This window comes from Geobacillus sp. DSP4a (genome assembly GCF_013096875.1).
GTDB classification, from domain to species: domain Bacteria; phylum Bacillota; class Bacilli; order Bacillales; family Anoxybacillaceae; genus Geobacillus; species Geobacillus thermophilus.
Genome location: NZ_SDLD01000028.1, coordinates 21,909 through 43,174, shown reverse-complemented (window position 1 = coordinate 43,174; position 21,266 = coordinate 21,909). Strand labels below are relative to the sequence as shown.

General features: G+C 52.9%; 19 protein-coding genes, 4 pseudogenes and 1 riboswitch. Of the genes and pseudogenes, 2 read left to right on the top strand and 21 right to left on the bottom strand.

Features of this window, described 5'->3' with window-relative positions; genetic code table 11:
- Positions 1 to 314: 314 nt before the first annotated feature.
- Complete coding sequence (locus tag ETC02_RS18090; protein ID WP_256370903.1) at positions 315 to 437, bottom strand: hypothetical protein; 123 nt, start codon at positions 435 to 437, stop codon at positions 315 to 317.
- A 118-nt stretch (positions 438 to 555) separates the two neighbouring features.
- On the opposite strand from ETC02_RS18090, the gene ETC02_RS11070 reads away from it, so the two are divergent.
- A complete protein-coding gene (locus ETC02_RS11070; protein WP_253264123.1) occupies positions 556 to 786 on the top strand; it encodes a hypothetical protein in 231 nt (76 codons plus the stop codon).
- A 52-nt stretch (positions 787 to 838) separates the two neighbouring features.
- Here ETC02_RS11070 and ETC02_RS11065 read toward each other — a convergent pair whose 3' ends face one another.
- The 3 genes from ETC02_RS11065 to ETC02_RS11055 all read right to left on the bottom strand — a co-directional run bounded on the left by ETC02_RS11065 (position 839) and on the right by ETC02_RS11055 (position 4,092).
- Complete coding sequence (locus ETC02_RS11065) at positions 839 to 1,744, bottom strand: pseudouridine-5'-phosphate glycosidase (RefSeq protein WP_050368564.1); 906 nt, start codon at positions 1,742 to 1,744, stop codon at positions 839 to 841.
- 1 nt (position 1,745) lies between these two features.
- Positions 1,746 to 2,687 carry a carbohydrate kinase family protein gene (locus ETC02_RS11060; RefSeq protein WP_050368781.1) on the bottom strand — a complete coding sequence of 314 codons (942 nt, stop codon included), beginning with the start codon at positions 2,685 to 2,687 and terminating at the stop codon, positions 1,746 to 1,748.
- A gap of 181 nt (positions 2,688 to 2,868) precedes the next feature.
- The gene (locus tag ETC02_RS11055; protein WP_171698271.1) at positions 2,869 to 4,092 is read right to left on the bottom strand and encodes a YeeE/YedE family protein; all 1,224 of its coding nucleotides are present in this window, start codon (positions 4,090 to 4,092) and stop codon (positions 2,869 to 2,871) included.
- Between the two features lie 149 nt (positions 4,093 to 4,241).
- On the opposite strand from ETC02_RS11055, the gene mscL reads away from it, so the two are divergent.
- Positions 4,242 to 4,637: a large conductance mechanosensitive channel protein MscL gene (gene mscL / locus ETC02_RS11050; protein WP_014195539.1), complete on the top strand. Its 396-nt coding sequence runs from the start codon at positions 4,242 to 4,244 to the stop codon at positions 4,635 to 4,637.
- Between the two features lie 380 nt (positions 4,638 to 5,017).
- Here the strand turns inward: mscL and ETC02_RS11045 are convergent, their stop codons facing one another.
- The 17 genes and pseudogenes from ETC02_RS11045 to ETC02_RS10970 all read right to left on the bottom strand — a co-directional run bounded on the left by ETC02_RS11045 (position 5,018) and on the right by ETC02_RS10970 (position 21,246).
- Positions 5,018 to 5,554: a DUF4871 domain-containing protein gene (locus ETC02_RS11045; protein WP_227016150.1), complete on the bottom strand. Its 537-nt coding sequence runs from the start codon at positions 5,552 to 5,554 to the stop codon at positions 5,018 to 5,020.
- A 140-nt stretch (positions 5,555 to 5,694) separates the two neighbouring features.
- The gene (locus tag ETC02_RS11040; RefSeq protein ID WP_171698270.1) at positions 5,695 to 7,023 is read right to left on the bottom strand and encodes a YjiH family protein; all 1,329 of its coding nucleotides are present in this window, start codon (positions 7,021 to 7,023) and stop codon (positions 5,695 to 5,697) included.
- A 105-nt stretch (positions 7,024 to 7,128) separates the two neighbouring features.
- On the bottom strand, positions 7,129 to 8,403 hold the full coding sequence (gene hutI / locus ETC02_RS11035) for an imidazolonepropionase (RefSeq protein ID WP_171698269.1): 1,275 nt from the start codon (positions 8,401 to 8,403) through the stop codon (positions 7,129 to 7,131).
- A gap of 14 nt (positions 8,404 to 8,417) precedes the next feature.
- On the bottom strand, positions 8,418 to 10,073 hold the full coding sequence (hutU, locus tag ETC02_RS11030; protein WP_171698268.1) for a urocanate hydratase: 1,656 nt from the start codon (positions 10,071 to 10,073) through the stop codon (positions 8,418 to 8,420).
- Between the two features lie 223 nt (positions 10,074 to 10,296).
- Positions 10,297 to 10,683, bottom strand: a pseudogene (locus tag ETC02_RS11025) (helix-turn-helix transcriptional regulator); the annotation flags it as partial.
- A gap of 67 nt (positions 10,684 to 10,750) precedes the next feature.
- Positions 10,751 to 11,161 (bottom strand): annotated as a pseudogene (locus tag ETC02_RS11020) (zinc ribbon domain-containing protein); the annotation flags it as partial.
- Positions 11,162 to 11,402: 241 nt separating this feature from the next.
- A pseudogene (locus tag ETC02_RS18385) lies at positions 11,403 to 11,477 on the bottom strand (VOC family protein); the annotation flags it as partial.
- Between the two features lie 15 nt (positions 11,478 to 11,492).
- Positions 11,493 to 11,816: a hypothetical protein gene (locus tag ETC02_RS11015; RefSeq protein WP_050368559.1), complete on the bottom strand. Its 324-nt coding sequence runs from the start codon at positions 11,814 to 11,816 to the stop codon at positions 11,493 to 11,495.
- A gap of 81 nt (positions 11,817 to 11,897) precedes the next feature.
- Positions 11,898 to 12,002: riboswitch (SAM riboswitch) on the bottom strand.
- A 61-nt stretch (positions 12,003 to 12,063) separates the two neighbouring features.
- A complete protein-coding gene (gene opp4A, locus ETC02_RS11010) occupies positions 12,064 to 13,848 on the bottom strand; it encodes an oligopeptide ABC transporter substrate-binding protein (protein WP_050368558.1) in 1,785 nt (594 codons plus the stop codon).
- A gap of 13 nt (positions 13,849 to 13,861) precedes the next feature.
- Complete coding sequence (locus ETC02_RS11005; protein ID WP_050368557.1) at positions 13,862 to 14,770, bottom strand: ABC transporter permease; 909 nt, start codon at positions 14,768 to 14,770, stop codon at positions 13,862 to 13,864.
- Between the two features lie 21 nt (positions 14,771 to 14,791).
- Positions 14,792 to 15,760, bottom strand: a complete 969-nt coding sequence (gene opp4B / locus ETC02_RS11000) for an oligopeptide ABC transporter permease (protein WP_014195525.1) — start codon at positions 15,758 to 15,760, stop codon at positions 14,792 to 14,794.
- 18 nt (positions 15,761 to 15,778) lie between these two features.
- Positions 15,779 to 16,705 carry an ABC transporter ATP-binding protein gene (locus ETC02_RS10995; protein ID WP_063211889.1) on the bottom strand — a complete coding sequence of 309 codons (927 nt, stop codon included), beginning with the start codon at positions 16,703 to 16,705 and terminating at the stop codon, positions 15,779 to 15,781.
- Positions 16,692 to 17,717, bottom strand: a complete 1,026-nt coding sequence (locus ETC02_RS10990) for an ABC transporter ATP-binding protein (protein WP_033006278.1) — start codon at positions 17,715 to 17,717, stop codon at positions 16,692 to 16,694. Before ETC02_RS10990 ends, ETC02_RS10995 begins: the two co-directional genes overlap by 14 nt.
- Before the next feature lie 166 nt (positions 17,718 to 17,883).
- A pseudogene (locus ETC02_RS10985) lies at positions 17,884 to 18,003 on the bottom strand (transposase); the annotation flags it as partial.
- Between the two features lie 275 nt (positions 18,004 to 18,278).
- Positions 18,279 to 19,769, bottom strand: coding sequence for a glycerol kinase GlpK (glpK, locus tag ETC02_RS10980; RefSeq protein WP_063211886.1), 1,491 nt, complete (start codon positions 19,767 to 19,769; stop codon positions 18,279 to 18,281).
- 49 nt (positions 19,770 to 19,818) lie between these two features.
- Positions 19,819 to 20,637: an MIP/aquaporin family protein gene (locus ETC02_RS10975; RefSeq protein ID WP_050368555.1), complete on the bottom strand. Its 819-nt coding sequence runs from the start codon at positions 20,635 to 20,637 to the stop codon at positions 19,819 to 19,821.
- A 207-nt stretch (positions 20,638 to 20,844) separates the two neighbouring features.
- Positions 20,845 to 21,246, bottom strand: coding sequence for a sporulation protein (locus ETC02_RS10970; RefSeq protein WP_050368554.1), 402 nt, complete (start codon positions 21,244 to 21,246; stop codon positions 20,845 to 20,847).
- Between the last annotated feature and the right edge of the window lie 20 nt (positions 21,247 to 21,266).

Sequence of the window (21,266 nt, the reverse complement as noted above, 5' to 3'; positions counted from 1 at the left end):
AATAGAGTCATAAACCGATATTAATGTTAATTTTTATTAACCTTTTCTTTTAACATACTATATCGGGTTGGCATCAATCAACTTTACCATTCATTTTGGGAATAAGCATTGTACATTATTGGTAAACGTTTTCAAATAGGTTTAAGTCTTTGTTAAGCAACAAGCCCGCCTCTCGCTTCCATGCGCGAAGGCAGGCTGTTTTTTTAGCCAAAGTACGTGTACTTGCTTTTCGCAGCACTTTTCTACTTTTCCCGCTGCCGATTTCGCCCGTAGTATCGGCTGGGTGTCGACGTTCAGCTAGCCTCACGACGGGTTCACGATTTCTGTTTTTTTATAATAAGAATACCAATGAAAACACTGACAGCGACAGCGGCCGCAACGATGGTGATCGGCAGCCAGTCAGTGGCAAAAGATGAATACGTGATCATTTCAGCCATAGCAGCGCCCCTCCTTTATCCATCATAAACGAAATCCCGCCAGATTTGAAACTGTTGTTCCTTCTCGCAAACTCGCTTGTTTGAGAAATTCGACTCGCTCCAACGCCAAGTCCAAGCGTTGAATGAAAAAACGGATGAAATGGACAAGCGCATTGAGGAGATGGACGGACGGTTTGAGCGGCAGATCGCCCAGTTGGAGCGCACCGTGAACGAACGGTTCGAACGGCTCGAAGCGAAACTCGGCCACATCCGCGTCGAACCAGTTGAAACACAAGAAACGGTCGACTTCCACTCCGTCAAAATCGCCCAGCACGATCGAAAAATCCGCCATTTGCTTCACGCTCGATAAATCCTCCACCGCCATCATGCCCCCGTCCTTCATCAAGGCGGGGGCGTTCGCATCAAGAAAGCTCTCGGGCAAGGTCGGCCGCCAAGGCGGCGTTGTTTTTCACTAAGGCGATGTTTGCTTTTAAGCTTTTGCCTCCGGTTAATGTTTTCACACGGTCAAGCAAAAACGGGGTGACCGCTTTGCCGGTGATGTGCTGCTTTTCTGCTTCGTTGAGCGCTTGTTCGATGATGGCGGTGATATACGACTCCTCGAGCTCCTCTTCTTTTGGGACGGGATTGGCGATCACAACACCGCCGTTTAACCCAAGCTTCCATTTCGTTTCGATGAACTGAGCGATTTCTTCCACGCTGTCGAGGCGATAGTCGACGCGAAACGGGCTCGTCCGCGAATAGAACGCCGGCAGGACGTCCGTCTGATAGCCGATGACCGGAACGCCGTGCGTCTCGAGGTATTCAAGCGTCAACCCTAAATCCAAAATTGATTTTGCCCCGGCGCAGACGACCGCGACGTTGGTGCGCGAGAGTTCCTGCAAGTCAGCCGAGATGTCCATCGTCTGTTCGGCGCCGCGGTGCACGCCGCCGATGCCGCCGGTCGCAAATACGCGGATGCCCGCCATCTGGGCGCAAATCATCGTCCCCGCCACGGTCGTCGCCCCGTGTTTCTTCATGGCGACGACATACGGCAAGTCGCGGCGGCTCACTTTTTCTACATCGCGGCTTGTCCCGAGCTGTTCAAGTTCGTCTTCGGTCAACCCGATTTTGATGTTTCCGTTTAAAATGGCGATCGTCGCCGGCACGGCGCCGCGGTCGCGGATGATCCGCTCGACGTCTTTCGCCGTCTGCACGTTTTCCGGATACGGCATGCCATGCGAGATGATCGTTGATTCTAAGGCGACAATCGGCTTTTTTTCGGCCTTCGCTTGAGCGACTTCTTCGGAAAAGACGAGAAAATCATTCATATCACTTCGTTCCCCCTTCGCAAAAATACCGCGCATAGGCGGCTTGCAACAGGTGTTCATTCAAAGCGGGATGCACCGTTTCGGCCGTTTGCAGCGTAAGCGCCGCGCTGCTCATCCCAAAGCGGCAGGCGTCTTCCACCGTATGTCCGCCTAAGACGCCGTACAAAAATCCAGCCGCAAAGGCGTCGCCCGCTCCGGTGGCGTCGGTGACCTCAACCTTCGGCGCCGCAATCGCTTCTGTTTCCCCTTGCTTGGTGGCGTACGCGACGCCGTTTGCGCCGCGCGTGACGACAACGTTCTGGGCGCCGGCTTGAAGGATCGGTTTCATGATGTCGTCCGTATGTCCGTCGCGTCCCACAAATTCCTTCGCCTCCGCTTCATTCGTGACAAACCACGTCACACCAGACAAATCGCTGGGCAATCGCTTGACTTTCGGAACCGACACCGTCACGGCACAAAGCGGGATGTCCTCTTGGCGACATTGTGCAATCACCGAACGAATGACATCCTCCGGGAAATTTGTATCAAGCACAACTGCAGAAATCGGACCGAGCCGAGTCCATTGTTGCTTTCGCCATTCTTCCCCCACTGTATCATAAATGGCCATATCCGCCAAGGCGAGAACCATCTCGCCGTGTTCATCAAGCACCGCTGTATACGTCCCGGTGTTCGCTTTTGGCGTTCGCATGATGAAGCTCGTATTGACATATCGGCTCGTCACGTCAATGAGCCACTGTCCATCGCGATCATCGCCAACGGTGCTGACGAGCGAAACAGGTTGAGCAAGCCGCCCTAAGTTTTCGGCGATGTTTCTCGCCACCCCGCCCGCGGTTTGCGTCGTGGTGACGGGATGAGACGTGCCGAGCTGAAACGGCGCAAGCAACCGCGCTTTCCGATCGACATTCGCCCCGCCGATGCAGACGATCGAGGCCGCTTGCCGCATGCCTTTTCCCTCCTCTCCCAATGAACACCGCTGTCCTCCTTCCGCTCTCCCAAAACAAGGAAAACGATTTCAAACAAGCAGGCAGCTGCTCTTGTCGAAGCCTCACTGCCCATTGTACCATATGCCGTCCTGCATAAAGAAAGCACCCCGCCAAAACGACGGGATGCCGATGTTCGAACGTTTAGTTTTTGTACGCACAATACGGACGCAACTTGACACCGATCAAGCTGCCAAGGAAAGCAAACACAAACCAAATCCAACCATGGACGCTGAAGGAAGCGATGCCGCTGAAATACGCGCCGATGTTGCAGCCGAACGCCAACCGGGCACCGTATCCCATCATCAGGCCGCCGATCAGCGCACCGATCGTCATGCGCGTCGGACGCTTCCATTGCACAGGCTTCGTATAGCGGCCCGCGAGCGCTGCCGCCAATAAGGCGCCGAACATTAAGCTAATGTCCATGACCGTCGTTGTATCGTAGTAGAGCGGATTCGCGAGCGCCTGCCGTTTCGCTTCATCTTGCCAGTACGCCCAAGCGGTCGGATCGACGCCAAACAGCTGCACGAACTTCGCTCCCCAAAGGGCGAAGGCGGATGTGATGCCCCACGGCGAACCTTTGAACATGAGAACAAGCACGTTCATCAGCGCCAATAATAACGCGCCAACCAACAATGACCATGGGCCTTTGTAAATGGTTTTCCATCCGTGGCGGTGTTCAAGCGGTGTCGTCAACAGCTTGCCGTGGCGCCGCTTTTCCATCACCGTCACGACATAATAGACAACCGCCAGCAAAACAAGTTGCAGCAGAAAGCCGCCCCATGCACCAAACGAAGCAATAAGCGAAATCGGATCGACGTGCGGCATACGCATCCAAACATCAAAATGCGTCGTCGCAATGACCGATCCAGCGATAAACCCGATCAAGGTGACGACACCGTTCGTATCACCGCCGCCAATATGGTACAGCGTCCCGGACGCGCAGCCGTCACCCAGCTGCATGCCGATCCCGAAAATAAAGGCACCAATCATGACAGCAATGCCGACTTCATGCACATTCCCAGCAACGGAATGGCCGAATATCGATCCTTTTATCAGCAACGGCAAAAACAACGCACTTGCCACCGCCATCATGACCATCTGTGCTCGAATGCCTTCCCCTTGACGGTACAAAATGAATTTCCGCCAGGCCGAAGTAAAACCGAAATGGGCTTGATAAAGCACAAAGCCGCCAAACGCACCCAGCACGTACAAAAGCGCCTGTTGCCAAGACACGCGGCTATATAAGAACAGTGCTCCGCCGATTAACACAAAACAGGAGACCGCAATGATCCATGCGGTTGGATTTTTCGGGGCGTTTGCTGCCTGTTTCGCGCGAACGTCTCGTTGTTGTGCGGTCATTTCCACGATGCGTTCCCCCTTTTGTTTTGGTTGATGAACGTATTCTATAATACTATAAAACCAATTGATTTGCTACGATTTAAACTAAAAAGTTTCAATGTTGCGGCCGGTCGGGTATAATAGCAGACGAACATTTTCTTCGGAAGGAGATGACCATGTGGAACGAGTTTAAAAAATTCGCCGTCCGCGGCAATGTCATCGACTTGGCCGTCGGGGTCATTATCGGCGGGGCATTTGGCAAAATCGTTTCTTCGCTCGTCAATGACATCATCATGCCGCTCGTCGGCTTATTGTTGGGAGGCATCAATTTCAGCGGCCTGTCGTGGAAAGTCGGCAAAGCGGAAGTGAAATATGGGGCGTTTATCCAAACAGTCGTCGATTTTTTGATCATCGCGTTTTCGATTTTCCTGTTTGTGAAATTGATCAACACGCTGTATGAACGGGTGAAAAAGCAGGAAGAGGTGAAGGAAACCGCACCGACGCTGACGAAAGAGGAGGAGCTATTGACAGAAATTCGCGATTTGTTAAAGCAGCAGCGGGAAACGACGTGAAAGCCTGTCTCGGAGGTGGACAGGCTTTCAAAAACGGTAAACGAATCTCTTAACTATGTGAATATGTTACGGTGACTTGAGGGTGGATCGGCCTCCCCTGATTTGGAAGGGGGTGATGCCGATGACAGTATTTGAAGCATTGATGTTTTTTCGCAAGTCGCATGGTTTCAATACTGTCGCACAATCAAAAGAAATAATCCACCCTTAAGTTAACGAGGCGCTTAGGCGGATTATTTCCTTCTGCTCGCGCCGACCCCCTTTATGGGAACCGTCTATTGCGGGGCTGAAGGTGCAGCAACACCTTTGGCTTCACTTGTTATTTTGTCATCTCGAACCGAGAAGACCGCCACTTCCCAGCGTGAGCGTAAGTGGGAGAGCGTTCAATTTACGTCGATTACAACGTAATCCCAGTACGTTTTTCCAAGATAGACGAGTAATGCCCATTTTCCCGATTCACCAAGCCTTATATTTGATGGTATATGTGCGTCTGCACCATTATTCGGACCTCCTGGAACTCCCGTTGTCCAAACGGTTTTTCCGTCTAGTGTTAACGCAGGAGCTATATCGTTGCTGCCTTTTTTCACTGCAACGATTGTCAGTTCTCCTTCTGGAATGGAGTCCCCCCAGAAATGCCACATGTATTTGCTATCTTTGTTTGCTATAAACGGTGCATCAATGAAACCCACTTTGTTTGGTACTCCGCGCATTTTATAATTTCCAGATTGAAAAACCGGGCTTACTTCCCAATTGATATGACTGATTACTTTTTGATCTATTTTAACAGGTATTTTTTCAATATCACTCATCTCTTTTACCGAAGCTGTAGATTCAGCATTTTGGGCTTGTTTTTCATTCTTTTCCCATATACTGCATGCGGATAAAGAAAAAAGGATTACGATGACTAGCAAATGTTTCACATTTTCACCACCTTTCACTAATTTAATGATATCATATTTTTAGCGATTCCTCCCCGACTTTCGCTATCGCTTAGAAGTCGGGTTCTCCTCGCTTATTCCCAAGATGAAAGGAACATAACCCCCCAGGCGCCAACCCGTTGTCAAAGCAGCCAGTACGCAAGCGGAGCGGTGAGGACGAGCGTCAAGACGGTGCGTTCGAACCAGATGACCAGCAGCCTCGGCAAGCTGAGCGGAATTTCTGTAGATAAAATGCATGGAATGACAGCGGAAAAGAATAGGATCGCTGATACGGATACAACCGCAATAATGAATTTTGTGACAAGCGGAGCTTCGGTGACAAGCAAAGCGGGCAAAAACATTTCCGCGATTTCAATGGCCGAAGCTTTCGCAGCCAACAACGGTTCAGGGATTTGCAACAGAAGGGTGAATGGGTAGAACAGGTAGCCCAACCAGTCAAACAACGGCGTATATTCAGCGAGCAGCAGCCCGATCAGTCCGACTGACATAATGGAAGGCAAAATGCCCATCGTCATGATGAAGCCATCGCGCAAGTTCTCCCATATGTTTGTCCCAATCCCTTTTGACTGTCCTACCGCTTTCATCGCCTCGGACCAAGCTTGCTTCATATAGCTTCCCGTCACTTTTTGTTCGGGATCTCCTTTGCCGTCGTAATACTCGTCGCTCATGCGGCTCAGCGGCCAAAGCCGGGCGGTCAGCGCTGTAACGGCAAACGTCACGAGAAATGTCACCCAAAAATACGTGTTCCAGATTGGCATGAGCCCCAATGTTTTCGCGACAACGACCATAAATGTCACCGATACGGTGGAAAAGCCGGTAGCGATGATCGCTGCTTCTTTCACGGTGTATTTGCCTTCTTTGAACACTTTATTGGTGATCAATAGACCGATCGAGTAGCTGCCGACAAAGGAGGCGACGGCGTCGATCGCCGAACGGCCCGGCGTTTTCCAAATCGGACGCATGATCGGCTGCATCCATACGCCGACAAATTCTAAAAGCCCATAGCCAACGAGCATGGCGAGAAAGACGGAGCCAATCGGCACAAGAAGTCCGACGGAAATGACGAGCTTGTCATATAAGAACGGTCCCATATTCGGCTGAAACAACCATGACGGACCGATGCGAAACACCAACATGACCGCCGTAATCAGCCCAACAACTTTCAGCAGCGAAAAAACGACTGTTACGGCATCCTTGTTCCACGTTTTTTTATAAAATGGATAAATTGCACCGAGAGCGATCACGATCAGAGCATAATAAGGAACAAGTGCTGAAAACTGGGTGCGGATCCATGTCACAATATGATCGAGCAAAATCGATGATGTGCCGCCAATTGACACCGGAACGAAAAATACGAAAATGCCGATGGCACTAAAGACGAAAAACTTCCATGCCCCGCTGGCCGGCGTTGGCGTCGGCACGGATGGCGCCATGTTTGTATCCGTTTTCATTCTCCTCCACCCCCATTTGTTCTTCTACAGGCTAAAGACGACAGCACGGCCGGAAGCATAACCGCTCCCGGTCGCTAAACACCTCGACGGAAGACCATTCCCCCTTCAGATGTACACCTTGCCGTCGTTCACCACCACCTTTCCACCTTTGATCACCGTCTCCGCATGGTTGACGCCGTAATGGTACATGATCTGCACATAATTCGGAACGTTGAAAATGACCAAATCCGCCTTCTTCCCCGGCTCGAGGCTGCCGACGAGATGCCCGCGGCCGATGGCGTGGGCGGCATTGATCGTGGCGGCGGCCATCGCTTCAGCGGGAGTCATGCCCATATGCAGGCAGGCTAGGCTCATGACAAGCGGCAGCGAGACGGTCGGCGACGAACCAGGGTTGCAGTCGGTCGCCAAAGCGACGGGAACGCCGGCGTCGATCAAACGGCGGGCATCGGCGGCTTGGGTCATGAGGAAAAACGCCGTGCCTGGCAAGAGAACGCCGATGACGCCGCGATCGGCCATGCGGCGGATTCCTTCGTCTGACGCGCGAAGCAGGTGGTCGGCGGAGATGGCGCCGACTTCGGCGGCCAGTTCCGCCCCGCCGTACGGTTCGATTTCATCAGCGTGAATTTTCGGCGTCAAGCCGTGCGCTTTCCCTGCTTCCAAAATGAGGCGGGCTTGTTCAGGCGTAAACACGCCGCGCTCGCAAAAGACATCGTTGAACTCGGCCAACCCAAGGCGGGCCGCTTCGGGAATCATCTCGTCGATGACAAGGCGGACGTATTCATCCGGATCGTGCTTCCACTCCGGCGGAACGGCGTGGGCGCCAAGAAACGTGGAGACGACATCGACCGGGTGGGTGTCGTGAAGCCGCTTGGCAATTTCCAGCTGCTTGATTTCATGCTCAAGGCTTAAGCCGTAGCCGCTTTTCGCCTCGACGGTCGTGACCCCATGAAGCAAAAACTGATCGAGCCGCCGCTTGCTTTCTTCATACAACATCTCTTCCGACGCCTCGCGCGTCGCTTTTGTCGTGGCATGAATGCCGCCGCCTGCGTTCATGATTTCCATGTACGTCGCTCCATGAAGGCGCATCGTCCATTCGTGTTCGCGGCTGCCGGCGTAAACGAGATGAGTATGAGGATCGACAAGCCCAGGCGTCACCGTTTTGCCCTTAGCGTCAATGACTTCCGCTTCGGCGAGCCGATCGGCAAATTGGCGGGCCAGTTCATCGTCCGCACCAACCGCCACGATCGTGCCGTTTTCGATCCAGACGCTGCCGTTTTCGATGATGCCTAGATCGCTCATCTTCTCCTTGACAAGCGGAGCCGCGGAGCTTCCCGCCAGCGTGACGAGCTGGCGGGCGCGGCGGACAAAAAGCGGGCGCATATGGATCCCCCTTTCTACTTGAGCATCGGCATATCGATGCCTTTTTCTTTCGCTGTCCGAATGGCGAGCTCATACCCAGCGTCGGCGTGGCGGACCACACCAAGCCCCGGGTCGGTCGTCAACACGCGCTCCAGCCGTTTTTCCGCCTCTTTTGTGCCGTCGGCGACGATGACCATGCCGGCGTGAATCGAGTAGCCCATGCCGACGCCGCCGCCGTGGTGAACCGACACCCAGCTCGCGCCCCCAACCGCATTCAACAGCGCGTTTAAAATCGGCCAGTCGGCGATGGCGTCGCTTCCGTCTTTCATTCCTTCCGTCTCTCGGTTCGGCGAAGCGACGGAGCCCGAATCCAAATGATCGCGGCCGATGACGATCGGCGCTTTCAGCTCGCCTTTGGCCACCATGTCGTTGATGATTTTGCCAAATTTCGCCCGCTCGCCGTAGCCGAGCCAACAAATGCGCGCCGGCAGCCCTTGGAATTGAATGCGTTTTTGCGCCATGCGAATCCAATGGCAAAGCCGCTCATTGTCGCGAAATTCACGCAAAATGACTTCATCGGTTTTGTAAATATCCTCAGGGTCGCCCGAGAGCGCCACCCAGCGGAACGGCCCTTTTCCTTCGCAAAAGAGCGGGCGGATGTAGGCCGGCACAAAGCCCGGGAAGAAAAAGGCGTCGTCCACCCCTTCGTCTTTTGCCACTTGGCGGATGTTGTTGCCGTAATCAAACGTCACCGCCCCTTGCTTTTGCATCGCCAGCATCGCCCGCACATGCGCGGCGATCGACTGTTTCGCGCGGGCGATGTACTGCTTCGGATCGCGCGCCCTGAGTTCGGCGGACTCATCAAGCGTAAGGCCAGCCGGGATGTAGCCGTTCAACGGATCATGGGCGGACGTTTGATCGGTCAAGACGTCCGGAACAAAGCCCATTTCGACGAGACGCGGCAACACTTCAGCCGCATTGCCGACAAGGCCGATTGACAGCGCTTTTTTCTCTTCCTTCGCTCGTTTCGCCATCGCAAGCGCCGCCTCCAAGCTGTCGGTCATCGTGTCGAGATATTTCGTATCAAGGCGGCGCTGAATGCGGGCCGGATCGATTTCGACAGCGAGGCAGACGCCGCCATTCATCGTCACCGCGAGCGGCTGCGCCCCGCCCATGCCGCCAAGGCCGGCGGTTAGCGTGATCGTCCCGGCCAGCGTGCCGCCAAAGTGCTGGCGCGCCACTTCGGCAAACGTTTCATACGTTCCTTGAACGATTCCTTGGCTGCCGATGTAAATCCAGCTGCCAGCCGTCATTTGTCCGTACATGATCAATCCTTTTTTGTCGAGCTCATGGAAATGATCCCACGTCGCCCATGCGGGCACGAGGTTGGAGTTGGCGATCAGCACGCGCGGGGCGTCCGGATGCGTGCGAAATACCGCCACCGGCTTGCCGGATTGAATGAGCAACGTTTCATCGTTTTCTAAACGAAGAAGGGTGTCCACAATCGCCTCGTAGCATTCCCAGTTGCGCGCCGCCTTGCCGATGCCGCCGTAGACGATCAATTCATCCGGCCGCTCGGCGACATCGGGATGCAAATTGTTGTTCAGCATCCGCAGCGCCGCTTCTTGAATCCATCCTTTCGCCCGCCGCTCAGTTCCCGCGGGCGGGCTGACGGTCCGTTTTTCTGCCATCGTCATCCTCTCCTTTTTCCTCTTTGCTTTTCATTGTAAGGGAGCGAAGAAGGAGAAGATAGGCGCACGTCTTTTAAAAGTAATCACATTTTTTTGAATTTTCTATTTCCTCTCCGTTTTATTTGTTCATTTTTTTCGATATCGATCCATTTCTTTTGAAACATACGCCGCCCCCTCTCGCCCGCGATCCGGCAAGGCTGCGCTTTGCCACAGACAAAACCGCCTACCGCGGTGATGACGGTTTCAGCCGTTGTTCATCGCGGTAGGCGGTCGGCGTCTGGTTCAGTTCGGCTTTAAAGACGCGCATCAAATAATGGGCGGTGCGAAACCCGGTTTGTTCGGCGATTTCTTTAATCGACAAATCCGTCTGCCGAAGCAGCCGTTTCGCTTCCTCAAGCCGCCGGTTGGTCAGCCACTGGCGAAACGTCACGCCGCGCTTTTTCGACAACAAATGACTGAAATACGCGGGGCTGCGCCCGGCGGCGGCCGCGACCCGCTCAAGCGTGAGCGACGGATCGCGAAAATGCGCCTCCATATAGCGGAGGCCGCGCTCCACAGGGTCGACGCGCGCGTCTTCCTCGGCCTGCTTGGCCTCGTGGAACAACCGATGTGAACTACCCCCACTTAATTTTCTAGCGAAAATTTGAAGTGGGGGCTTCCAAAGAAGTTTGACTGCTTCAAGCAATCCTTATTCTTTGAGGCGTGTCCACTTCGCCGCTAGAGCATAAGACACTCAGGTCTACAGCTTTACTTTTCTTTAAGATGTTTAATGCGCCATTGACATCAGCATTAATTAGTTTGCCAGACTTTGTTCGATACAAGCCGCGCTTAATACGTTTGCCGCTGAACTTATATTCTTTTGGATTGTCGGCATTATATTCAGGAATCTCATCGCCGTCAAAAAAGCTGGCTTGAGACGTATAGGATTCTTCCTGTTTCAAGAATTCAATGCCGTAAAATTCACAAAGATATTCTAGTTTTTCTTTTATGTTACCGAGAGGAATATTGACAAAGTTTTGATTTGTCTTTTTTCCTAGATTAATATTGCGTTGCCATGTTTCCGCATAGCCAATGACAAGTTTGCCAATTTACAATCCGACGTTGTACATGTTCTTGGCAATATGGCACAGTTCTCGAAGAGTCAAGTATTCTTCTTTGGTCAAACCATTTAGCTGTTGTTTGATACAAAAATACATTTTTTCACCTCCCATCTAACTATATTATACTATATTTTACTGAATCTATCCTATTTTCAGCAGAATATAGTTAAGGCGATTCATCTCCCACTTACTCCGCTTCGCTTCGTTGAAGTGGGAGTCTTCTCGCCTAATTAAGATAAAACTCTTTCGATGCTTCGATGTCTTTCACTTGAATGCCGACATGTTCAAATTTTTTGACTGCCATTCGTCCTCTTCCTTTCTATGACTCCATTAACCATACAGCTTGTAAATACGGCGTCATCCGCATTGGAAAAATCCCTTTTTTCCCAAGCTCTGTCCATATGTAGCGGTCAAGGGCGTACGGTCCGTCCGCCTTCCATTCGTCCGCCTCACTGTTGGTCAACAACAACGAAAAGGCTGTTCCTTGCGCTTCCCCATACAAATGAACGTATCCGTCCCCACGGTCGACATGAACCGCCGCTTCAGGGTCAAACCGAATCAGCTCCGCCTGCACGCAGCGCATGACATGAACGGCGAACGCAGCGGCACGGAGATGAGCGGCCATGCAAGCTCGGATCGACATGTCCCTCTTCACTATTTCCCCCTTCACCCCCTATCGACAAAAACCCCTTTCGCCTCGGAATGATGCGAAAGGGGGCAACCGTTCTTATCATCCAAAGCGAGACCGCTTTGCGGGTGTTAGCACCTTGCCGGCGACAGGTTGCTGTGGGGTCATCAAGCCCGTTCTCTCGCCCACTCTTGATAAGACGTATGATCATTTGTCTTTCATGTTACCATATCGAATCCCATAGAAGCAATCGCTTTTTTGTTTATTCCGCCACTTCTGGCTGCTCGGACGTGACGCCGACATCTTTCCACGTCAGCTTCGAGCTCGGATCGACCGTGAAGTTGGCAACGCGGTTGTTGACGGCATAAATGGCCGAACGATACAACGTCGGGATGACCGGAACTTCTTCGTTCATTAGCTTTTGCCACTCGCTGTAAATTTTCCGGCGATACTCCTTGTCAAACGCCTGTTCGGAATGGCCTTTTTCCAACAGTTCATCGTTTTTCTCATTCACCCAACGCGAGTAGTTGAACATGACGTTGCGGCCGTACAATCCGTACGGGTCGACGTCCGTTCCAGTTCCCCAAGCGGCGGCGTAGACATCCACTTTCGGATCGTCTTTTTCGACCATATCGTAGAAGGAGTTGAACTCCGCCAAGCGTCCGTCTACAAGCTGAACATCGAGGCCCACATCTCTCCAGCATTGCATATAAAATTTGGCCAGCGGTTCAGCGATGTCCCCACCGCTCATCGCCAAGAAGTTGATCTTGAATTTTTTGCCGTTTGGATCTTCGCGGAGGCCATCGCCATCCACATCTTTATATCCCGCTTCATCCAGCAATTGTTTCGCTTTTTCCGGATTGTACGTATACCCTTTGATGGAGCTGTCATGATAGCCCGGGAACGACGGCGGGATCAGCGTGGTCGCCGGGAAGCGCAAACCATGATACAGGCGGTCGGCCACCTCTTGGTTGTTGATGGCGTACGCCATGGCTTGGCGCAGTTTTTTGTTTTGGAATTTCGGATTGTCCATTACGTTTTCCTGCTTTTTCGCATCCCAATGGCCGAGTTTAAAGCCGATATAGTTGTACGCCAAATCCACTTTACCGATAAACTGAATGTTTTTCGTCCCTTTCGCGTTCAAATATTGGTCAGTCGGGAACTCAGCGACGTCAATTTCGCCTTTTTTCAGCGCTTGCAGGACGACTTGCGGGCTGACGACTTTCAAAATGACGCCTTCCAAGTTCGGTTTGCCAGCCCAGTAGTCATCATTGCGAACAAACTCTACCGACTCGCCCGGAACGATTTTCTTCACTTTAAACGGACCGAACCCGATCGGGTTTTTCCGGATTTTATCCGATTTCGCCAAGTCTTTGATCGGAATGTCTTTCAAGTAATGCTTCGGCAGCGGATACGCCCAAATGCCGGTCAACACCGACGGATTGGCCTGTTTCCATGTGATCGTCAACGTCTTTTTGTCGATGACTTTAATGCCGGAAATTTTATCCGCTTTGCCGCTGTGATATTCTTCCATCCCGACGATCCCTTGGATGAGCGCATCGCCATAGCGGACGCCGGTGTAATCTTTATGGCCGATGACCAAATACGCATACTCCAAGTCTTCAGCGGTCACCGGCTGGCCGTCATGCCAATTCACATTGTCTTTAATACGGATTGTCATCGTCTTTTTATCATCCGACAACTCATACGTGGCAGCCCCATCATTTGTAATTTCATAGTCACCGTTCGTCCGGAAAAGCGACTCGTCAAAAAATTGCAAAATCTCTGCGTCGGGCGCTCCGGTGTAGAATGCATAGCTGAGCGTCCCTTCAAACGGCGTATCGGACACAAGGCCGTATTTCAACACGCCGCCATCGATGATTTTCCCGTCGTTTTTCACCGTCATCGGGAATTTGCTGATGTCTTCCTTCTGAGCCGCCGGTTTTTCGTTATTGTTGCCCTTTCCGCTCGTTGTGTCGGATTTGCCCGTGCACCCGGCGAGCACGAGCAAGAGCGCGGCGAGAGCCGCCAGCCATTTTCTCTTCACATTTTCTTCCCCCTTATCCTAGTCGTTGTCTTGCATCAGCCGCACGTTTCAGCGCTTGGCCGATGAAATTTATGCACAGCATCATCACTAAAATAAGCAATGACGCAGGCAACCAAACCCACCATTTGTTTTGCAAAACATCCGGGTTGGTCGCATAGCTGACCAACGTCCCTAAGCTCGGCGTGCTCTCCGGCAGCCCGAAGCCAAGATACGTGAGCCCGGACTCGATGCCGATGTTGCCCGCCAAACTTAACGTCAAATTGACGATAATGATCGAGCTGAGGTTGGGCAAAATTTGAAAAATAATGATTTTCCAATCTGGCGTGCCGAGCGTTTTTGACGCGCTGACATAATCCAGCTCGCGCTCGGCCAGCGTTTTGGCGCGGATCAGCCGGGCTTTGCCCGTCCACAAAAACGCGCTCATGATCAAAATGAACGTCAATACATTATATTTAGGCACAATGGCGACAAAAACAATAACGAGCATCAAAAACGGCAGAACGAGAATAAAATCGATGATGCGCATAATGACATTGTCAATCCAGCCGCCGAAATAGCCGGCCACCAATCCGACAATGAGGCCGATCGCCCCAGTGATGAGCGTAATGGCCAGCCCGATCGTAAACGAATTGCGGGCGCCGATGATGAGCTGGCCAAACACGTCGCGCCCTCCGTAGTCTGTGCCAAGCCAGTGTTCCGCTGACGGCGGAGAATAGATGGAAAGAAAATCCACTTTCACGATTTCCTCTTGATCCAAAAAGAGCGACACGCCATAGACGATCGACAAAAGGATTCCTAAAATGATGAGCGAACCAAGCGCGAGCCGATCCCGAACCACCTCCCGCCACATGATCGAAAAGGCGGAAGGGCTTTTCTCGATGTTCGCTCCGGCCGGCGTTGGGCCGCTGATTTCCGCTTTCATGTCAGCTGCCTTCCTCCTTCCCTACTCAATCCGGATGCGCGGGTCGACCGCACTCAAAATGATGTCCGACAACAGCGTGCCCACCAGCGTCGCCAGGCCGGAAATCATGACGAGCGCCGTCACGACGCTGTAATCCCGCTGCATAATCGACTGCAAAAACAGCTGGCCAAGCCCCGGATAGCTGTAGATCGACTCCAAAAACACGGAACCGCCGACAAGCCCGGTGATCTCATACCCTAAAAACGCCGCGATCGGCAAAAACGAATTGCGCAAAATATGGCGCCAATAGATGTGCCGCTCCGGCACGCCTTTCGCCCGCGCCGTTTTCACGAAATCTTTCACTTTCGTATCGACGATTTCGCTGCGCAAATATTGAATCGTAACGACCGTGTTGATGAGCGCTCCCGACAACGCCGGAAGCATGAGATGGTTCAATTTGCTTAAATAGTAAGCGAGCGTCCCTTCCTCGACCTGAACGTCCACGCTGCCGCCGGTTGGAAACCAGCCAAGGTGAAAGCCGAAAATAAACAGCATGATCAAAGCAAAAATGAACAGCGGCGTGGCAAACCCGAGATAGCTGTAGCCGACGATCAGCTTATCAGCCCATGTATCTGTCCATCGCCCCGACACGATGCCAAGCGGAATGGCAATCAGGTACGTCAATATTAAAATCGCCGCCGACAGCAACACCGTATTCCCGATCCGTCCGGCCAGCAGATCAGTGACCGGCTGCTGGTGGGTATAGGAAAGGCCGAGATCCCCTTGCAGCATGTTTTTCACCCAACGGATGTATTGAATATGTACCGGATCATTCAAGCCAAGTTTTTCCCGCATTTCCTCAAGCGTCTGCGGATCCATTTTCGGGTTGGCCGCCAGCTGCCCCGTCAGCGCATCGCCCGGCATCGCCTTCGCCAGCAAGAAAATGAGGACGCTCAGCAAAAACAATTGCGGAATCATAATGAGGATTCGCCGTAAAATAAATTTCAGCATCTTCCCGTCTTCCCCTCTTTACGGAATGGCCACCGAGTGCGTCGGCGAAATCGGCTTGAGCGGGTGAGCCCGGCCGTTTGCATCAAAATAGCGGGAATACGACTGCTTATATTCTTTTTCCACTTCGCGGCGAAGCGCCTCCTGCCGGCCGCGTTCGCGCGGATCGGCGTTCGGAATGGCGGAGAGCAGACGTTTCGTATAAATATGTTGAGGATTCGTAAAAATCTCCTCGCTCGTCCCTTCCTCCACGAGCCGGCCGCGGTACATAATGCCGATGCGGTCGCACATATGCCGAATGATCCCTAAATCATGGCTGATGAACAAATACGTCAGCCCGTACTCCTGCTGGATTTCTTTCATGAAATTCAACACTTGCGCCTGCACCGACACATCAAGCGCCGACACCGGCTCATCGGCGATGATGAGCTTCGGATTGAGCGTGAGCGCCCGCGCAATGCCGATGCGTTGGCGCTGTCCGCCGGAAAATTCATGCGGATATTTGTAAATCGACTCCGCGCTCAAGCCGACCCGCTCTAAAACGTATTGCACCTTCTGCCGCTCCTCTTGCGGGGACAGGCGTTCAAAATTGCGGAGCGGCTCGGCGACAATGTCGAGCACACGTTTGCGCGGATTGAGCGAAGAATACGGATCTTGGAAAATCATCTGGATGTCTTTCCGATACGGATGAAACTCGCGGCGGCGAAGCTTTGTCAAATCCGTCCCTTCAAACAGCACTTCCCCGGCCGTGGCGCGGATCAAACCGATAATCGTGCGCCCTGTCGTCGTCTTGCCGCAGCCGGACTCGCCGACGAGCCCGTACGTTTCCCCTTTGTTCAGCGTGAAACTGACATCGTCCACCGCGCGGACATGGTCGACCACCCGGCGAAAAAAACCGCCGCGCACCGGATAGTATACTTTCAAATGGTTGACGTTAAGAAGCGCCATAGCCGATTCCACCTACCGTTTGATCATCGGGAAAATAAAAATGTTGGTAACATGTGCAACGCACCCAGTGCCCCGGCTCCACTTCCCGCAACTTCGGATCCGATTCGTGCTTATCCGCCCCAATCCAGCTGATGCGCGGCTGGAAGCGGCAGCCGCGCCGCGGCAGTTTATGCAGCGGCGGAACGATCCCTTGGATGACGTGGAGTCGTTCCTTTTTCGTCTGCGCAGACGGGATCGACTGCAACAATGAGCGAGTGTATGGATGAAGCGGACGGTGAAAAATGGTATCGACGTCCGCTAACTCAACGATTTCCCCAGCATACATGACCGCCACACGGTCCGCCATTTCCGCCACCACCCCCAAATCATGCGTGATTAAAATAATGCTCGTTTTCATTTGCCGCTGCAACTCTTTGAGCAGCCCTATGATCTGCGCCTGAATCGTCACATCAAGCGCCGTTGTCGGTTCATCGGCGATGAGCAGGGCGGGCTCGCAGGCGATGGCAATCGCGATGACGACCCGCTGCCGCATCCCCCCGGACAACTCGTGCGGATAACGGTGGTACACCTTTTCCGGCTCCGGAATGCCGACTTTGCGAAGCAAGACGATCGTTCGCTTCTTTTTTTCGGCTGCTGACAGCCGCAGATGGTAATCCATGCTTTCTTCGATCTGCCGGCCGACCGTCATGAGCGGATTGAGCGCCGTTAACGGATCCTGAAAGATCATCCCGATTTCTTTGCCGCGGATGCGATTGAGTTCGGCAACGGAGAGCGACAGCAAATTTGTCCCTTTAAAGTGCAGGCGCCCCTCAATTTTTGTCTTTTCGGGCGGGTGGAGACCCATGATCGACAAAGCGAGTGCGCTTTTGCCGCAACCCGACTCCCCGACGAGAGCGACGACTTCGTTCTCTCCGATCGCCAGCGAAACGTCGTCGACCGCCGCATAATAGTCATCACCGATGCGGAAAGAGACTCGCAGCTCCTCAATTTCCAATAACGTTTGCTTTGCCAATGTGTCCTTCTCCCTTTTGTTAGTATTACTAAATTTTAGACTATATATAATATTTAGATAATATTCTATCATTTTTTTTTGTAAATTCAATTAGTATTCTATCATTTTTTTTCGTAAATTCAATATTTATAGAAAGGTTCATCACCAAAAGTTGTACTTGCACCTGTCATGAAAGTATGTTAGCTGTTTCTAGCCGAACCCGCCATGCAAAACGCTGGATATTTCTGTATCCGTATCCCCGACGTTTCATCAGCTTGATCTTGTTATTTGTCCCCTCTATTTTCCCTATGCATACCTATCTTAAAATCTCAAGTACAACTTGTGGTGAAGAGCCTATAGAAAAAATATCAGTAAATTTTTTGATTCCTTTCCAGTCTTATACCTCATAGAAAAACATGACTGTGAACTACAGCTCAGTTTCAACCACTATTTTTTGGACAATAAATAAGCAGATGCTCCACGAAAGGAACATCTGCCTAAGCAATGAACAAAAAAGTGGAAAAGGACACAGCTTGACCGCGGCCGCCCATTCACGATCGATTATTGCTTTGTTCCCTATAGTTATTTAAACGCCATCGCCGCCCGCACCGCTTTTTTCCATCCTTCATAGAGAGCGGTACGCTTGGCGTCGTCCATCTTCGGTTCAAAGCGGCGATCCAGCTGCCATTGGGCGGCGATGTCATCCCGGCTGTTCCAGTAGCCGACCGCCAATCCAGCCAAATACGCCGCGCCCAAGGCCGTCGTTTCATTCACAACCGGACGTTCGACCGGAACGGCCAGCAAATCGCTCTGGAATTGCATAAGGAAATTGTTTTTCACCGCCCCGCCGTCAACGCGCAGCGTCGTCAGCGAGATGCCGGAATCGGCTTCCATGGCGGCGAGCACATCTTTTGTCTGGTAAGCGAGCGATTCCAAGGTGGCCCGGATGAAATGCTCTTTCGTTGTGCCGCGCGTGAGGCCAAACACCGCCCCGCGCACCTCGCTGTCCCAATACGGCGTGCCAAGCCCGACGAACGCCGGTACGACATACACCCCGTCGGTCGACTCGACTTTTTCGGCGTACGCTTCGCTGTCCGCCGCCGTTTTGATCATCCGCAAGCCGTCGCGCAGCCATTGAATGGCCGAACCGGCGACGAAGATGCTGCCTTCAAGGGCGTATTCGACCTTGCCGTCTATTCCCCAAGCGATCGTCGTGAGCAGCCCGTGTTTCGACGCGACCGCCTTTTCCCCGGTGTTCATGAGCATAAAGCAGCCGGTGCCGTACGTATTTTTCGCCATTCCTTCCGTAAAGCACGCCTGGCCGAACAAGGCCGCCTGCTGGTCGCCCGCGGCGCCTGCGATCGGCACCTCGACGCCAAAGAAGTGATAAGGGGCGGTTTTCGCGTACACTTCCGACGACGGCCGAACCTCAGGAAGCATCGCCTTCGGTACGCCTAGGATATCAAGCAGCTCGTCATCCCACTCGAGCGTATGAATGTTGAACATTAATGTGCGCGACGCGTTCGAGTAATCGGTTACATGGGCGCGGCCGCCGGACAGCTTCCAAATGAGCCACGTATCGATCGTGCCGAAAAGCAATTCGCCGCGCTCCGCCCGTTCGCGCGCTCCGTCGACATGATCCAAAATCCATTTCACTTTTGTCCCGGAAAAATAGGCGTCAATAAGCAAGCCGGTTTTTTTGCGAAACAACGGGTCATACCCTTTCGCCTTCAGTTCATCGCAAATATCGGCCGTCTGCCGCGACTGCCAGACGATAGCGTTGTAAATCGGGTTGCCGGTGTCTTTCTCCCACACCACCGTCGTCTCCCGCTGGTTCGTAATCCCGATCCCTGCCACTTGTTCCGGCTTCACTTGCGCCTCGGACAAGACGCTCGCGATGACGGCGAGCACCGAGCCCCAAATTTCGTTCGCGTTATGCTCGACCCAGCCGGGCTGCGGGAAATATTGCGTAAACTCTTTTTGAGCGATATGGACGATTTCGCCCTTTTGATTGAACAAAATCGCGCGCGAGCTCGTTGTGCCTTGGTCGATGGCTAACATGTATTGATTCATAACCTTCTTCCCCCTTCTCCTTGATGAGCTTGCAATCCCCATATGCCAGCTACAGAGAACGACGGCTTGTGGCGCTCACTGTCTTTCCGTTTGTCATCTTCGCCGCCGCCAAAACGGCTGCCGTTGCCGCCAGCACTCCCCATAATGCGCCTGACGGTTTTCCCAAGAAAACAGCTTTATACACCAAACTGCCTAGCGCGCCGCCAAGCAGCGGTCCGACGATCGGCACCCATGCGTACGACCAGTTTGATGATCCTTTCCCTGGGATGGGCAGCAAAAAGTGGGCCAACCGAGGCCCAAAGTCGCGGGCCGGATTAATGGCGTATCCCGTCGTGCCGCCGAGCGACAGGCCGATCGCCACGATCAAAAAACCAACGACAAACGGATTAAGCCCATCGGCGAACTGGTTGGCGCCAATGGCCAAGATGGCCAACACCAACACAAACGTGCCGATGATCTCGCTAAGCAAGTTGGCAGCCGCATTCGGCACGGCCGGACCTGTCGCAAACACGCCAAGCTTGACGCCCGGGTCGTCCGTTTCTTTCCAATGCGGCCAATAGTGGAGGTAGACAATGACCGCTCCCATGACGGCCCCAAGCACTTGCGCCGCAATATAGCCCGGCACGTCTTTCCACGGAAAATCACCGGCGAGCGCCAACGCGACTGTCAGCGCTGGATTGAGATGGGCGCCGCTATACTGGCCGACAGCGTATACGGCCACGGCCACCGCCAACCCCCACCCCATCGTAATAACAATCCAGCCGGAGTTGGCCGCGTATGATTTTTTCAAGTTGACCCCGGCGCATACACCCGCGCCGAAAATGATGAGCAGTGCCGTGCCGATGAGCTCCCCTAAAAATGGCGACATTTGTTCTCTTCCCCCTTTTCTTCATTTCGTGATTTCTTCTTCCATTTCCTGTTTGTCCAGCCCCTCCGGAGGGTGAACCGTTGGGCGAAAAAGCAAAAACCCACACACTTCCCCGCCCATCAACGAGGAATATGTGTGGGTCTCCGCTTCTCCACCACAACGTATTAACTTGCTTTTAGCATATCATCTGTTGAAAACGCTGTCAACTTATTTTTTCGACAAAATTTGCACGTAATCGAAGTCGAGCGTATCGGCCGCGTCTTCGATATGAAGGCGGGTGATGAACCGATAAGACCGGCCGGGGCGCGATGGCGGAAAGGTTTCCGGAATCGTGTAGGAAAACGGGATTTCCTTTTTCTCGCTCGGCTTGATCGAAAACGCTCCGGCCGCCGGAATGACGGCGACAATGGCATCCAGTTCCTTGCTGTTTTCGATTGTTTTTTGCACGAGCTCCACATCGAGCCGCTCGATCCTTTGTTCCACCGTTCCGCCGTAAATGTGGACGATCCCTTGAATCATTTCCCCCTGGCGCCATAACGATTTATTTAAGATCAAGTCGACGTGCGCCGACCCGACTCCGACTCTTGACATCATTTTGCGCAATAACACCGTAGTCACCTCTTTGTCTC